Raw genomic sequence first — 15,882 nt, forward strand, 5'->3', positions numbered from 1 at the left:
GAGGGCGCGCCGCCCTCAAAGCCCCGTCATCATCATCGCTGGCGTCTGACCGCGCCAGCACGCGCCGATCGTCGCCGGCAAACCCAGTTCCGCCAGCGTGACCGGATTGCCCGCCACCGTCGGCACGATCGCCGGCAGCGGCGGCATGCCCGGACTCATCACCGCGAGCTGATCGACGATGTTCATCTGCTGACGCTGCGCCTGCGCGTCCTGAATCTGCTGCTTCTGTTGCGCGGTGGTCTTCTGCAGCGTCTCGTAGACCTCGATCCGATGCGCGGCGTCCGTCACCTGATCGCCGCCCGTCACCGCGAAACTCACCGTCAGCGTCTGCACGTTGAGCGCCTTCAGCGCGCTCTCGCTCGCCGGGAAATCGGCGGCCGTGAACTGGCGCTGCCCATCCGCGAAATCCTTCAGGAACGCCGCGACACCCAGCGGCCCAGCGTAATTGCGGTTCAAGGTCAGATTGCCGATCTTGATCTGCAAGCGCGTATCGCCGCACTGCCCCGCCGTCCACGCAAAGCTCGTGCTGACCGGGAAGTTGTAGTTGTTCAGCGTCTGCACGCCCGCCGCGCACTGCACGGTGAGGATCGTCGCGTAGGGTTTCGCCTGTGCGTCGGCATTGACGTTGGTCGGCTGCGCCGTGAGCGTGAGCGGCACCGTCAACGCGCGGGCCGCGTCGGCCTGCTGCTTGGCCGTCGCGAGCGTGCGGTCGAGCTGATCGAGCGCCTGCTGTGCGTCCAGTTGCGCCTTCTGCGCCTGAAGCTGCTGCGCCTGCTTGTCCGCCGCGCTGCGCGCAGCCGATTGCTGCTGCGCGAGCTGGCGTCCGAACGCGCCGTTGAGCATCGGCACGAACGTCGACGTGAACGGCACGCTGAAACCCTGCGTCTCGACGATCTCGTAACGGCTCGCATTGCGCGTGAGGAACGGCTTGGCCGCGCCATCGGCGAAGGCCCAGACCGCGCCCTTCGCGCCGAACAGCTGATCGATCGCCGCGCTCTTGTCGGTCGCGCCCTGCAGCGGATACACCACGCCCGATTCCCAGCCGCGCTGCAATTCGCACGAAGCCTGCTGCTCGACATACGCCGCGAGAAAATCGAACGGACCGCGAATCAGACGCCACGTCAGCATGTCCGAGCCGTCGCCGGTGCCGATCAGCGTGCGCAACTGCGTGAGCGGTTGCAGCGCGCTCATCATCTCCGAAGGCTGCGGTTGCGCGCTCGTCGCGAACTGCGCGAAGTCCGCGGCAAGCTGATAGTTCTTGCCGCTGCCCGCGCCGCTGTCGATGGCGAGCTTGTTCAGTCCGGCGAGATAGAGCGTCAGTGCATCGACCGCGCCGAGGTTGTTGGTCACGGCCTGACCGCCGCGTTGGGGCGCGCCGGAGAGCACGTCCTTGAGCGCCGTCGCGCCGACCGCGTTGATCGCGCCCGCCACCTTGACAGCCTGATTCGCCGCGCCCATGCGCGTCGCCTGTTCGCGCACCTGCTGAAACTGCCGCGCGAGGACGATCCAGCCGGGCAGCGGCGCGTCGGCGCGTTCGCCGTCGAACTCCTCGTTGATCCGCGCGATCAGGCGGAAATACGGACTCGCCGGCCCGCTGACGATGCCGAGCGCGGAACGCCAGCCCGCTTCGCCCGAATACGGCGCGGCGCCGTTCGTGAAGGCCTCGACGAAGTTCTGCCATGCCAGCACGCGCCGGGTGCGATACCAGTCGTCGAAGGACGCACGCTGCCGGTCGAATTGCTCAGGATCGCTGACCGCCGCGCGAATCTGCTTCGCGAGTGCGTCGAGCGCCTGACGGCCCGCGACGGTATAGACCGCCGGAACCGTCGCATCGGGCGTGCTCGCGACGCTCGCTACGCTTGCGCCGATCACGCTGCCTCTGGCCGAGCGCATGCCGGCATCGACCATTGCGTTCGCGGGTTGCGCGTTGCCGCCCCAGAAGTCGGACGCGCGCACCGGCGCGAGTTCGCCGCCGTCCGGCACGAGGCCGACGAGCCAGGTCATCTGCGGATCGGCGGCGACAGCCTGATCGAGCAGCGCGCGCTGATTCTTCAGCCGCTCCTGGAGATAGCCGGCGTCGTTCGGCGACCAGACCAGATACGAGACCGTGAGCGGATTCATTTGGGCGTTGAGCTGCGCCGGATAGAGCGAAGTGGCGACCGGCTGCGGCATCGCTTCGAGCGTCGCGCGGTTCGCGCCGCCCATGCGCGCCCGCAACAACGCGATCGAGCGCGCGAGATTCAGCAGTTGTCCCGCCTGCTCGACCGGCGGCCCCGCCTGTCCCACCGATGCCGCCAGCGCCGTCTGCTGGCTCTGGTCCGCAGCGGGCTGAATCGCTTGCCGGTATTGCTGCACGAACACATCATGCAGACGCGCTTCGAGCGACGCGAGACCCGCACCATTGCCGAGCAGCCCCGACATCCAGCGCCGGTCGTTCTGCGCGACCTGCGTCAGCACGTCGTTGGAATACGTGAGCGCGGCGGCGTCGTGGAACAGGTTGCCATTCAGCGCGACCTTGTCGGGCCGCGCGCTCTGCACCAGGGCGAGCGTCTGTTTGTTGCCGGCGAAGGACACCGACAGCAGGATGCCGAACATCGCGACGAGCAGCACCCACGCAATGACGCCCACGCTCTGCGTGACCCGCTTCCAGTGATGCACGAGCATGGCTGGCTTCGCGGCGTTGCGGTCCTGCGGCAGGATGCGGCCGAAGAAGTCGTGCAGGAACACGCCCGCCGTGTCGCTCGCATGCGGCGGCGAGGCGGGCAGCACCGAACCCATCAGCGCCGACATCGCGCCGCCTTCCTGCTGGCCGCTGCTGAAGAAGATGCCGCGCAACAGCGGCCGTTCGAGATACGGGCTGTCGGCAAGACAGGTGCCGAGGAACATCCCGAGGCCGGCGCGCAACTGCTCCAGTTCGTTCGGGAACATCAGCAACGCGGGCGAGGGCTGCGCCTCGCGCGAGACGAGCGCGAGACGCAGCGCCTGCAAGCGCGCACCGATCGAATCGAACGCGCGCGCGACGAATGCGGTTTCGCCTGATCCATCCGCGTCGCTTTCGTCGGCGAGATAGCCCATCGCCTGACCGAGCGCGTCGGCGGGCAGCGTCTTCGCCCATTCCTCGAAGCCGTACAGACGGTCGCACTTGGTGACCAGCACATACACCGGGAAGCGCTTGCCGAACATGCGGATCAACTGCTCGATGCGCGCGCGCACGATGCGTCCTTCATCGGCGAAGGTATCGGCGTCGAGCTGCATGAGCCGGTCCGCGCTCACCGCGAGCACGAGTCCGTCGAGGCCTTCGCGCGGACGGTAACGGCCGAGCAGATCGAGCCCGAGTTCCCATTCGCGGCGATCCTGTTCGACGTCCTCCGCCTGCACGTAGCGGCCCGCGCAATCGATCACCACGGCGCGGTCGAAATACCACCAGTCGCAGTTGGCGGTCTGCCCGATGCTCGCCTGCTGGCTGATCTTCTGGATCGGCGACGAGAGCCGCGCGCGCGTCAGCGCAGTGGTCTTGCCGGTGCCCGATTGCCCCACGACCATGAACCACGGCAGCGCGTAGAGCGGATCGCCCTGGCTGCGCAGATTCGACTGGCGCAGCGTCGCGACGGCGGCCTTCCACTTGCGCCGCAAGAGCGTTTCCGGCGACGCCGCCGGCGCCTCGACGTGGATGGCGGCGCTCTGCGCCGCGAGGCGGCTGCGCGAACGCATCATCACGATCATGCGGCGCGCGAACGTCACGAAGAAGTACAGCGCGAACACGCCGACGAAAATCGCCAGCGCGACCCACAGCGGCCAGCCGAAATAGAGGACGACGCCCCAGCTGACCAGCGCCACGACGATCAGCGTCAACAGCCACAGCAATGCGATGCCCAGCGTTTTCATGGATGTATCTGCGAGAGAAGCGTATCGACGGACTGCGCGACGACGGTGTGATACACGCCGTACAGCGCCGCCAGCAGGAACAGCGGTAACAGGATGGCGGTCAGCTTGCCGCGCGTGAAGCGCGTGGCGAAACGCGCGCGCACGCCTGCGCCAGCCGCCGCGGCTGCATCGCCCGCGACGTGATAGCCGTCCGGAAACAGGAACGCGCGCGCCGACGCGCCGAGCTGGTCGGCGTCGGGCAGCAGCATCGCGAGATTGGTGCGGCGGATGTCGGTGAGCGTCTTCTGGTTGCGGTCGTACGCATAGCGCCCGCCGAAGCCGAGCGCGAGACACAGATAGAACACTTCGCGCACCGCCAGTTGCGCGGGCGTGAGCTGCGCGAGTCGCTCGTAAAACACGACGCCCGCGTTGCTCACGTTCGAGTAGCGGCGCTGCAGCAGATGACGCTGCCATTGCGCCGCGCCTTCCCAGCGCGTGGTGAGCAGCAGTTCGTCGGCCCACGCGTTGAAGGCGAACAGCGCCTCGTCGATGTCGGTTTGCGAAAAGCCCGCGTCATGCGCGCGCTGTCGCGCGGTCGCGATCGCGCCGTCGAGTCGCGCGGTCAGGTTCGCCGCGTCGCCCATCGGCGCTGCCGCGAACGCGCGCACCTGCGCGAAAAGGGGAATGAGGGTATCGGCGAGTGTCACGCTATCTCCGCAGCACGACGATTTCCGCGCGCAGATCCTGCGGCGCGTCGGGCCATTGCAGCGCGATGTTCTCGTCGCGCTCCACGGCGTCCCACAGTTCGCTCACCTGCTCGATGCGGAAGTAATTCGACGACGCGCGGCGCGGCATGCCTTGCGGCGCGTTCGGCAGATGAATCAGCTCCAGCCCCGGCAGCGCGTGCGCGACGAGGCGCGTGACATCGGCGGCATTGGCGAGGCGCGCGTCGTAGAGCGCGCCATCGACGACCTGCGCCGCCGCCTGCTCCGTGCGCAGCACCAGATAAAAGCGGTTGCGCCGGTCGAAGAACGCGCGCGGCAAGTCGCCCGCGAACATGCCGTCGCGATACTCGAGCACCGCGAGATGCTCCGGCCCGATCGCGATCTCGCCGAGCAGAAAGCCGATCAGCGCCTGCGCACGCGAGAAGCAGTTGTAGAGATCGGTGTGATCGTAGGCGGGCAGGCCCGGCGTGCCGTCCTGCGCCTCGCCGAGCATGTCGAAGCGCTCGGAAAACGCGCTCAGTTCGCCGACCAGACTGCGCAATTCGCCGTACAGATGCCACGGATGCACGGTCGGCGTCTGCGTCAGATGCACGAGGTTGGGCGCGGCGCGCGACAGGGTACGCATCGCGAGCAGCAGCATCATGTAGCCGGGATCGAATTCGGCTTTCTGCAACTCGCGCGGATTCTTGAATTCCTGCAGATGATGCGCGCGGCCGACGACATCGTCGCGAATCTCGCGCACGATGCGCAGCAGCGTGTCCGACCCGGACAGCGCGTAGCCCGGCGCGATGAAGCGCTCCGACAGCGTCACCGTATCGCCGATGCGCGTGAGCTGCGCAATCGGAATCAGATCGTACTGGCCGAGATTGGCGGCCTCGCCTTCGAAGAACACCTTCAGCACGTGCAGCAGCGTATGCACCGGCGCGGCGGGACCGTCCGAATGCAGGTCCGGCACTTCGACCGGGTTTTCGAGGCTGGCGTAGCGGGTCTGCGCGGCGGCGGCGTCATCGGTCGATGCGCACATCGACACGTTGTTGCCATCGGCGGCGAACTTGCGCACGCCGAGATAGACGGTGAGCGCGCGGCCATCGCCGATCGATGCCGCATCGAACGAGCGCGGCGCGAGCACCGCATTGCCCGGATATTCGACATAGGTGCGATCCGGAAAGATCAGCTTCGCCGAACGCACTTCGATGGTCTGGCTCGCGATCGCGCCCGTGGCGATATCCAGCGCGCCCGCGCCCCAGAAATGCGGCAAACCCGTCTCGACGACAGGCTTGTTGCGGAACTGCTCGTGCAGCGACGCCAGCTGAAAGTGCTGGGGCTGCATGAACATGCCCTGATACCAGTAGATGCCCTTGTTGTGTTCCATACCTTGGCGGTCGATGTGCTAGTTGGCGAGCTTGCGCAACGGCGTGTCCTGCGGACTGGCCGCGCCGACGACGCCGGTCGTGGCGCCCGAGCCGCCGGGGTTCGCCGCGTTGTCGCTCAGACGGATTTCCTTGCCGCCGCCTTCGAGTTGCTGCGCGCGCTGCAGCGTCGCGGCATCCGGGCCGCCGGGCTGCGTTTCGGCGTTGAGAATGCCTTGCGCGCCGAGGTTGAGCCGCACGACGAGCGGTCCGGGCAGCTTGGTGTGAGTACGGAAGATGAAGCCCGAGGTCTTCGTGACGACGGGCACGTCGAACTGGCGCGCCGCGTTGGCCACGCCGAATTGCGCATAGCCCGCGACCAGGCCGATCGAGCGCGTGTTCTGCGCGCGATCGAGAATCAGATACGAGTGCTGGCCGGGCGCGACCACATAGCGCGAGAACTGCGCGAAGGTCTGCGGCACCTTGCCGGTGGCCATCGTGTCGGCGAGCGCGTTCGGATCGGCGGCGAGATTGCGGAAGGCTTGCGCATCGCCGGTTTCGTAGATGCCGAGCAACAGCGTGTGCGACTGGCCGTCGTACTGGTTCAGGCCCGGATCGGCGGTGATCTCGAAGATCACGGCGTCGGTGGCGTAGCTCCAGGTGACGTCGGCGAGCGGGTCTTTCGGCGGCGCGCTGCTGCATGCGGACAGCACGAGCGCGAGCGCCCACGCGCCGCACGCGAGCGGCAGCCGCCGCACTCTGCGTGCACCATGTTCGCCGCCCTGCGCGGCGCGGTAGTTCGTTACTGCCATTGCCGGTGCCCCATTCGGTTGCCGTCGAGTCTTTTGCCCCTGCCGCACATTCTCCGGACTTTGCGGCAGGCTCATACGGCGAAAAAAGGTGTTTTCCCGGCCCTATTCGAAATCTGCGGCGTCGGCGCGCCGCGTCAGACCAGCGGCAGGATCGTCGCGCTGGCTTCGCTGTCGTCGGTGTAGGGCATGAAAAGGATCGATTCCGGCGATCCCTTCACGCGCGCGTAATAGGCGTCGTCCGGGCCGAGCCGGTTGCGCACCGCCCACGCGTTGAATTCGCGTTCGCCGACCTGCAGCGTCAGCCCTTCCTGCGCGTACTCCAGCACGGTTTTTTCCGGCAGCTTGCCGCGCGGGCCGACCGCCTGAAAATCGATCTTCGCGTCGCCGCCATGCACGCCGAGCACGACGCCCTGCCATTCGCCCTCGCGCGGCCCGATCGCGAACCACTGGCCGAGCTGCTCCTCGCCCACCACTTCGAAGCGATAGTCCTGCGGCTCGCCCGCCTTCGCGAGATTCGCGCGCGCGACGATCTTCGCCGGCCACGACGGATGGTTCTCGACCAGCACCGTCGCGTTGCCGAGCAGCGCCGGCATGCCTTCGACGCCCGTCGCGCCTGACAGCACCATCGGAAAGCCCGAGCCGCGCGCCTCGCGCAGACTCGCGGCGAACACCGACAGCCCGTAGCGCACGGACGCTTTGGCGAGCGCGGCGTCGTCGGCGAGAATCAGCCAGAGATCGGCACGCGCCGCGTTCAGCGCGTCGAGCCCGGCGCGCCACGCGAGTTTCGCGGGTTCATCGACCCAGAAGTGGCCTTGCGTCGCGAGGCCGTAACGTTTGAGCAGTTGCGACAGCGCGCTGACGCGCGCGGCGTCGCGGGTCTTGTCGAACGCGGTGATCCAGACAGTTTTGTTCATGACGATCGTTCCTTTCGATTCGGTACTGGCGCTGCGCTGTAGAAGGGACGGGTACGAAGCAGTCGCCGGATCCCGTTCTCGCGTCGGTCTATTGGCGTTGCTCCTGTGCGGGGCGGCACCTACTTTCTTTGCTGCTGCGAAGAAAGTAGGCAAAGAAAGCAGCTTGTCCCATCCTGAGCACTTCAAGCCGGCCGCGGCACAGGCGATTGGTTTTGGCACAGCAGTAGCGAGCGCCCTCATAGGCCACATCGGGCTTGGACCGCGCACGGTCTGCCACATCGCACCACAACACAAACTGGTTCAGCACCAAATGGCTCCGGCCCGCTGCGCGGCCGATGGGTATATCGGGTCTGCGCGGTGCGTGCTTCCTTACCAAGGTATCCATACCACCGGTTTTCCCTTGCATGCCCGACGGCAGCGCGTAGCGCTGTGCCGGAACTCTTTCGTGCTGAACCAGTGCCCTTGGGGTTCTAGCTTGTCAGACCGTGCGCGGTCCACGCCGGGTAAGTCCTTCGAGGGCACTCGCTACTGAGCCCACGAACGATGAGAATAGTGGCCAAATTGCGTGTGACCGAGGGCGTCTCGAGCTGCTTTCTTTGGTTACTTTCTTTGCAGCAGCAAAGAAAGTAACTGCCGCCCCGCACAGGGGCAACGCCAATAAACCGACACGATCACAGGCCACTTATAGAAGCCCAAGCAAACAAAACATCCAGCACACCACAACACCCTCTAGCTCATCACCATCACGATGGCCTGGCTCGGCGCGAGCACCGCGCCGACCATATTGCCCTCGTTGTGCTGGGTCGGATCGCTGAGCCGCACGGCGGGCGCGCCTTCGAACTTGACGGTCAGGCTGCCCATCATGAACTGGACCTTGCCCATGTTCTTGCCCGACACCACGCCGCCCGCGAGGCCGGCCTCGTCGCCGGATGTCAGCGGAATCTCCGATGACTTGGTGAGCGCGGGCATCCCGCCGATCAGCACTTTCACGGTCGCGGGATTGCCCATCGGCGGCATGCCGATGTTCGGGTACGGAATCGGAATCGGCGGCGCGGGGGGCGCGGGCGTCTTGCACACATCGGGCATCGCCATGCACTGGCCGCCCGCCTTGGTCACTGCGAACATGTCGGCTCCTATCCGAGGTCGATCTTGTCGGCGTCGATTTTCACCTGGCCTTCGGCCAGAATCGTCGCGTGGCGCGCGCTCACGTGCAGGCGCTCCTCCACCTGCATGCGAACCCGGCCCGCGCGCGTTTCGTCGTCGTTGTCGATCCAGCGCACGCTGTCGCGGGCGCGCTGGATCAGGCGGCCGACCGTGCTCGTGACCTGCTGCGCCACCGTGCTGACCGTGCCGAAGCCCGCGTGCAACTGCTGGATCGCCGCTTCGACGCGCTGGAATTTCAGCTCGCCGCGCTCGCCGGTCATCGTGATGTCGGGCGCCTGCAGCTTCAGGCTGTGCTCGGCGTTCACGTCGACGCTCGCGGCTTCGACGCGCAGCGCGCCGTTATCCGTGTGCAGCGCGACGTCGCCCGGCAGCACGAGCGCCGCGCCCGAGCGCTGCGCGCGCGCCAGTACCGCGATGACATACGAGATCGCGTTCGCGCCGCCGGCTGCGACGAGCACGGTATCGCCGCACTCGGGCTCGACGAGACAGCTTTCGGCGCGCAACGCGCGCAGCGGCGCGCGGCCCGCGGCGTCGAACAAGAACCAGCGGTCGGCGCGGCCGGTCACCGTCGCGTAGACGAGGTCGATGGCCGGATCGTCGCCGGGCCGGGCAATCGTGACGAGCGTGCTGTTCATGGCCGTATTTCCTTGGATGATGTTCATGTCAGATGCGCGGCTGCCATTGCTCGGCGCGCGCGAGGACGGGATCGGTGCGGCGCGCGCCGTCGAACGACGCGCCGCTCAGTTGCGCGCCTTCTTCGATGAGCGCATGAAGGTTCGCGCCGCCGAAGTCGGCGCGCGTGCAATCGGCGCCGGATAGATCGGCATGCGACAGATCGCAGAACGTGAGACGCGCGCCTTTCAGCGACGCCCGCTGCCACACGCTCGCCGTCAGCACAGACTGGTTCCAGCGCGACGCATCCGCGCGCGCCGCGCCGAAGTTCGCTTCGCTCGCGTTGACCATTTCGCAGACCGCGTCGGTCAGATCGACGCGCTCGCACGCGGCGTTCAGCAATGCCGCGAAGGTGGCGCGCACGCCGCGCAGCGACGCATCCTGCAACTGCGCGCCGATGAAACTCGTGCGATCGAGCGCGACGCCGGACAGATCGGCCTTACGCAACGACGCGCCGTCGAGGATCGTCATCGTCAGATCGCAGTTGCGCAAATCCTGGCCGCTCAGATCGCAGCCGCGCAGATAGGCTTGCGCGAGCGATGCACCGGGCAGGCGCGCGGTGCTCAGATCGGCGTCCATCGCGGTGAAGCGCTGCAGGTTCGCGCCGCTGAAGTCGGTACCGGCGTAACGGCAATCGTGCGCGTCGGCGCGCACCAGCGCGGCGAGTGCGAACGATGCGCCGCTGAAGTCGCAGCGATCGAAAGCCGCGAATGCGCAGTCCGCCTGCCGCATGCTCGCGCCGGTGAAATCGACGTTCTCGAAGCGCGTCTTGGGCGCCTTCAGCCCGTCGAGGCGCGCGCGTGCGAGCGTCACGTCGCGCAGATCGGCGTCGGCGAAGACGGCTTGCGTCAGGTTGGCGTCGGCGAGCGTCACGTTGAAGAGGCGGCACGCGGACAGATCGATGCCCGACAGGTCCGCGCCGGACAGATCGGCGTCGGCGAGCACGCGGGTCGCGGCAAGCGTTGCGCGCGCTTCGTCGGCGCTCATGCGCGCGCGGGGGGCGGAAGTCGTCGTGCTCATATGACGGGCGGCCTGAACTGGAGAATGGTGCGATCGATATTCGAGCCTTCGAGACTCGCGATGGTCGGCTGCGTGCCTTCGAAGTTCACGCCGTAGAGGTTCGCGTGACGCAGCAGCGTGCCCTTGAGGTTCGCGCAGCGCAGCGAACCCGTGAACAGGTTGACGGCATCGAGGCCCGCGCCGCACAGGTCGGCCTTGTCGAAACGCGCGCCTTTCGCCGATGACGCATCGAAGCGCGCCGCCTGCGCCTGCGCATTGCTGAAATCCGCATGATCGATGACGGCCCGCTCGAAGCTCGCGCGGCGAATCTGCACGCCGTCCCACGCGGCACGATTCAGGCGCGTGCGCGTGAAGCGGGCGTCGTCGAAACAGGTCTTCGCGTCGGCGCGTGAATGGCTCAGGTCGGCATCGGTGAAATTGGCCTGTTGCGCGTCGACGCCGTAGAACTCCGTCTGCTGGCAGATGGATCTGGAGAAGTCGCTGCCCGCGAGACGGCTGCCGTTGAAGCTGGCCGCCACGAGCGCGGCGGCGTTGAACTTCGCGCCGCTCAGATCGCCGTCTGTGAAGCTCGCGCTTTGCGCCTGACACGCCGATGCATCGGCTCCGGCAAGTTTGGCCTGATCGAACACCGCGCCGCGCAGATCGGCATTGGCGAGTGTCGATGCCGAGAAGTCCGCGCCCGTGAAGTCGCCGACGACGAGTTGGGCGTTGCGTAGATTGGCCTGTGCGAACGTGCTTCTGGCGGCGCTCGCTTTGGCGAACTGCGCGCGTTCGAGATCGGCTGCGCTGAAAACCGCTTCGCGCGCGAGCGCCTGCGTGAAGTTGGCGTCGGCGAGCACGCTGCCCGCGAACGACGTCTTGTCGAGCATCGCGCCGGAGAAATCCGCGCCGGTCAGATCGAGCTTCGACAGATCGAGGCCGCTCAGATCGAAGTTCGCGAGACTTTGCCGTGCGGCATGGCGTGCGATGACGTCCTCGCGCGTCAATTGGATGACCACGGGCGCTTCGACCACGGGCACGGCGATGACGGGCGCGGCGGCGGCGGGCGCGGGCAGTGCGGGTGGTTTCGCGGCCAACGCAGCGAGCGCGGCAAAATCGGCTGCCGATACAACGCCCGGCGGCGCCAGATGCGGCAACGCTTCGGCCAGTTCGGGACGGCTCGCCAGCTGACGACGCACATCAGCTTCCGACAATCCCGCGTCGCGCATGCGCTGCTGCGTTTCCGCCTGCAGCCGCGCGAGCAGGCCGGGCAGATCGGCGGCGCTCGCGTCGGCTTCCGGCTGGGTCAGGAAGCGCGCCGCGTCGGCATCGTTCACGCCGTGCTTCTGCATCAGCGCGCGGGTTTCCGCGTTCAGTTCGGCGACGCTCGCCTCGACTTCGGCCAGCGTCGGCACGCGCTCCGGCGGGGCGGCCTTCAGATACGGCGCGATATCGGCGTCGGTCTTGCCGAACTTCGCCATCAGCGCGCGGCTTTCGCTGTTCAATGCGGCGGTCTGCGCCTGCGCGGCGGACAGCCCGGAGGAGTCGAATGAAACCGCCGCTGCCTGCGGTGCCGCCACTTTCATGGGCTTTGCCGCAGCCTCAACAGCCTCCGCCGGTTCGACGGCAGCCGCCGCGCGCGCGGGCACCGCCAAGGCGATCCGCTCGCGGAACACATCGCGGTAGTGCTCGAACGGCAGCGGCGCGTCGCCCTGACGTTCCCATTCGGCCATCAGGTGAGTCACCTGGCTCGCGTCGGTATCGGCGATATTGGCGAGCGCGCGGTACAGCACCACGCCGCATTCCAGTCCCGGGAACAGCCAGAGCGTCTCCGCGTGCGCGGCCACTTCGGTCAGCGTGCCGTTCGTGTTGACGAAGCAGCGCGCCCGCAAGCGCGGCAACGCGCCTTGCAGCATGCTCGCGCGCGGATGCATGTTGACGATCTCGAAGCGCTCGTCGCCGCTGAAATAACCGGGCAGACGCTGATCGGACGGCGCGCTCAGAAAGAACTCTGGCCGCGTATCCGACGGCAGATGCGGCCACTCGTTCTTGAGCCAGCGCTCGTCGCACGCGCCCAGATGCTGCCGGCGTAACGGCGCGTCGCAACCGTTGCCCCAGAAGCCCGCCGGCGCCACGCGCTCGCCACGGCTCGCGATGCGGCGCGTCTCGCTTTCGACGTTCGGCAACGGCCAGACGCGCGTGCCGTCGGCGTTGTCGATTTCAGCGTAACCCTTGCCGAGCGGATTGTCCGCGCAGCCCGCGCCGCCGAATGCGGTCGCAGGCTCGATCGGCATCTGCGTGTAGGGCGTTGCCGCCGAGATCAGGCCGAGCGCATTGAAGTGGCGCTCGCCGCTGACCACGAGCGACTTGCCGAGCGCGCCGATCCGCGCGCTCACCCGCTGCTGCGCGACCTGCGTGCCTGCCAGCGCATGCGCCGCGCCGTGGATCAGATATTCGCCGACGGGCTTCGGATAGCCTTCGTCGAGGATCGCGTTCTTGCCGAGCGCCTCGGCGACAGCGGCCCACAGATCGGGCTCGGGCAACAGTGCGTCGAGACTGGCGGCATCGAAGCGAAAGCCGGCGATCATGCCGATCGAAAGCACGTCGCGCCGCGCGAGCCGCAGGCCGCGATAGACGAGCGCCAGATTGTCTGGCTTGAGGATCTTCATGCCGTCATCCCAGCTGAATCAGCGCGCTGTTGAATTTGACCGTCGAGCCGTTGAACTTCACCTGCGAGGCCGTCACGCTGAAGGCGTTGGCGGCTTCCACGTTCACGTTCGTGGAGATGGTCGCGACCTTGTCCAGTCCGTCGATGGTCACCTGCGCGCCCTTCACCGACACGTTGCCGGCCGCCTGCGCCGAGAGCGCGCCGGTCGCCTTCAGGCCGAGGTCCGCGCCGGCGGTAGCCGTCAGTCCCGACACGGCCGTCAGCTTGATGGTCGCCGCGCGCGTGCCGGCGCCGTCGCCATCGACCCACGTCGTATTGGCGCCGCCGGCCTTGAGGACCACTTGCAGGCTGTCGACCTCCACGCTCGATGACACGCCCGGCCCGCTCGCCACCGACAACTCGCTGCCGAACTGCGACATGTTCAGCGTCGAGCCGATACCCGGCAACGGCAACACAGTGGCCTTGATGCCCGAAATGCCGAGTTCGATGTTGCTGGCATAGAGCGGCTTGGCCTCGCTCGCGGCGGCGATTGCCTTGGCGCCGTCGAACAGCACCTTGTGCGCGAGGATCGACGTGAGTGCGCCGCCCAGTGCGGTCTGCGCCGCCGTGACGCCATAGCTGCCCGGCGTCCACGGCGCGATCTTGCCCGAGCCGCCGCCGGCGTCGTCGGCCGCGCTGATCGCGATACCCGCGTCCAGCGCGATGGCCGCGTTCACCGCGAGACTCAGCGCGACGGCTCCCTTGATCGAGTCCTTCACACCATCGACGGTCGTCTTGATGATCGGGTCCTGGCCGCCCGAGATCAGCACCGTTTCGGCGCCCTGCAGCTTGCCGGAGGTCTTGAGCGAAACCGTGTCGGAATCGTCGACGGTGATGCTCTTGCCCTTGTTCCAGCTGACGTTGGTGCTGAGACCAAACGACACGTTCGCGCCGAACGACGCCTTCGTGGTCATCGACGCCGAGAGCGACCCTTCGTACGACAGCGTGAGCGAATTCTTGGTCCCCGCGAACAGCGAGTTGCTCACGCCGACCGTCACGCTTTCCGAGCTGCCCGCCGTGCTGGTCCACAGGCTGCCGCCGCCGTTCACGTCGGTCGAGCCGATGCCGATCGTGCTGTTGTGAAACGGCGAATGCAGCCAGACGGCTTCCTTGCCCTTGCTGTCGGTCATGTGCAACTGATTGCCGCCCGCCGTCGCGATGCGGTTCGCCTGCGCGTTGTCCTGCGTGACGACGTTGCTGTTCTCCGAATTCGCCAGACTGCCGACGATCACCGGCTGGTCCGGATCGCCGTCGATGAACGACAGCAGCACTTCCGCATCCTTGTGCAGCGGGAAATGCATGCCGTGATCCGTGCCCGCGTACGGCGACGCCATGCGCAGCCGCGCCGAGCTCTTGTTGGCGTTCTTGTCGGTTTTATCGAACGGCAATTGCACCTTGTACTGGCCGTACTCGTCGAGTTCGGCATACTGGCCGTTGCCTTCGCTGTCGATGGTCGCGTTCATCGTGCCGGCCACGCGCGGCTTGGCCGTCGCGCGCTCGGGGCGGAACTGCGTCGCGGCGGCAATCGCGCGGAAGCTGTTGCGATAGACGATTTCTCCGCCGCGCGCGCCGTCGCTGTACGGGCTCGATACGCCGTTGAGCAGCGCGCCCGCCTGCGAGCCTTCGTGATGCACTTCGGTCACGAGATAGCGGCCGTTGAAGTCATCGCGGTAATGCTGCGCGAGCGTGCAGAAATAGCCGCTGCGCAAGCCGAGCGCGGTGCCCTCGCCCGCATACACCTTGCCGCCGCAGATGAGTTCCTGCGCGCGCAACTTCGCGTAGCGGTCGCCTTCCTGCTGGTCGCGGAAGTTCTCGCCATAGAGCATGACTTCGCCGATGCCCGCATCCGACACCGTCGCGCGCGCCTTCAGTTGCACGGCGGCCTTGCGATAGTTGTAGTCCTGCAGCACCACTTCATGCGGCAGCGGCTTCTGACGGCATACGAAGTCGCGCACCGAATCGGCGGCGAGGCCGGTGTCGAGCGAATCGTCCGGACGATACGCGACGGGCAGCGCCTCTCCGTCATGCATGAGCTTGTCATCGATCACGACGAGCTTGTCCGCGCCGCCGGAATGATCGAAGTAGTAATAGATGCCCTCCTTCTCCAGCCAGCGCGACACGAAGTCGAGATACGTCTCCTGATACTGGCACACGAAGGTGCGCGGCCGATATGAGCCGGTGAGCTTGAATTCGTAATCGGCGGAATTCAGGCGTCCGGTTTCGAGCACGCCGCGCACGGTTTCGGTGATCGGCCGCTCGTCGAGATAGACCTCGGAGACGCGAAACAGCGACAGACGCCACAGACGCGGCACCAGCACCGCGCGATAGAACACGTAGCCGTCCACGCGATGCAGTTGCTCGAACTCGGCGAGGATGCCGTGATACGGCGCGCGGATGCCGCCTTCCGGGCCGTAGATCACGAACGAGGCGCGATGGCTCAGCATCGTGTCGAAGTCGATCGACGCATCGGATGACACCAGCGTGAGGACGAAGCGAAACGGCTGCGAGATCGATTCGAAGCCTTCCATTTCGACGACCGCGAACTTGTCCGCGTCAAACGCTTCCGACGTGAAATCGAAGCGCTTGTTCGCGAGCATCCGATCGGCCAGTGAGTTCATGCTGATTCTCCGTACAGGTGATGCCTGTTATTTTTGCGGCGCTCGGTCACCGCGCGAT

At 66.8% G+C, this 15,882-nt stretch carries 10 protein-coding genes; all 10 read right to left on the reverse strand.

The annotated features are described in order from the left end of the window. Nucleotides 1-15: 15 nt before the first annotated feature. Nucleotides 16-3,885, reverse strand: a complete 3,870-nt coding sequence (locus tag NK8_RS32535) for a type VI secretion protein IcmF/TssM N-terminal domain-containing protein (RefSeq protein WP_213232392.1) — start codon at nt 3,883-3,885, stop codon at nt 16-18. Next, the gene (locus NK8_RS32540; protein ID WP_213232394.1) at nt 3,882-4,571 is read right to left on the reverse strand and encodes a DotU family type IV/VI secretion system protein; all 690 of its coding nucleotides are present in this window, start codon (nt 4,569-4,571) and stop codon (nt 3,882-3,884) included. Before NK8_RS32540 ends, NK8_RS32535 begins: the two co-directional genes overlap by 4 nt. A gap of 1 nt (nt 4,572) precedes the next feature. Continuing rightward, entirely contained in the window at nt 4,573-5,961 is a 1,389-nt protein-coding gene (tssK, locus tag NK8_RS32545; RefSeq protein ID WP_213232396.1) for a type VI secretion system baseplate subunit TssK, read from the reverse strand. Nucleotides 5,962-5,979: 18 nt separating this feature from the next. After that, nucleotides 5,980-6,750, reverse strand: coding sequence for a type VI secretion system lipoprotein TssJ (gene tssJ / locus NK8_RS32550; protein ID WP_225936457.1), 771 nt, complete (start codon nt 6,748-6,750; stop codon nt 5,980-5,982). A 134-nt stretch (nt 6,751-6,884) separates the two neighbouring features. Continuing rightward, nucleotides 6,885-7,664, reverse strand: a complete 780-nt coding sequence (locus NK8_RS32555) for a hypothetical protein (protein ID WP_213232398.1) — start codon at nt 7,662-7,664, stop codon at nt 6,885-6,887. A gap of 729 nt (nt 7,665-8,393) precedes the next feature. Further along, nucleotides 8,394-8,789, reverse strand: a complete 396-nt coding sequence (locus NK8_RS32560; RefSeq protein WP_162070431.1) for a DUF4150 domain-containing protein — start codon at nt 8,787-8,789, stop codon at nt 8,394-8,396. An 8-nt stretch (nt 8,790-8,797) separates the two neighbouring features. Beyond that, a complete protein-coding gene (locus NK8_RS32565) occupies nt 8,798-9,463 on the reverse strand; it encodes a DUF3540 domain-containing protein (protein WP_225936458.1) in 666 nt (221 codons plus the stop codon). A gap of 28 nt (nt 9,464-9,491) precedes the next feature. Then, nucleotides 9,492-10,520: a pentapeptide repeat-containing protein gene (locus tag NK8_RS32570; protein WP_225936459.1), complete on the reverse strand. Its 1,029-nt coding sequence runs from the start codon at nt 10,518-10,520 to the stop codon at nt 9,492-9,494. Then, nucleotides 10,517-13,168 carry a DUF2169 domain-containing protein gene (locus NK8_RS32575; protein ID WP_213232402.1) on the reverse strand — a complete coding sequence of 884 codons (2,652 nt, stop codon included), beginning with the start codon at nt 13,166-13,168 and terminating at the stop codon, nt 10,517-10,519. Before NK8_RS32575 ends, NK8_RS32570 begins: the two co-directional genes overlap by 4 nt. Nucleotides 13,169-13,172: 4 nt before the next feature. Continuing rightward, complete coding sequence (locus tag NK8_RS32580) at nt 13,173-15,824, reverse strand: type VI secretion system Vgr family protein (RefSeq protein WP_213232404.1); 2,652 nt, start codon at nt 15,822-15,824, stop codon at nt 13,173-13,175. Nucleotides 15,825-15,882 lie beyond the last annotated feature (58 nt).

This window comes from Caballeronia sp. NK8, assembly GCF_018408855.1.
Taxonomy (GTDB): domain Bacteria; phylum Pseudomonadota; class Gammaproteobacteria; order Burkholderiales; family Burkholderiaceae; genus Caballeronia.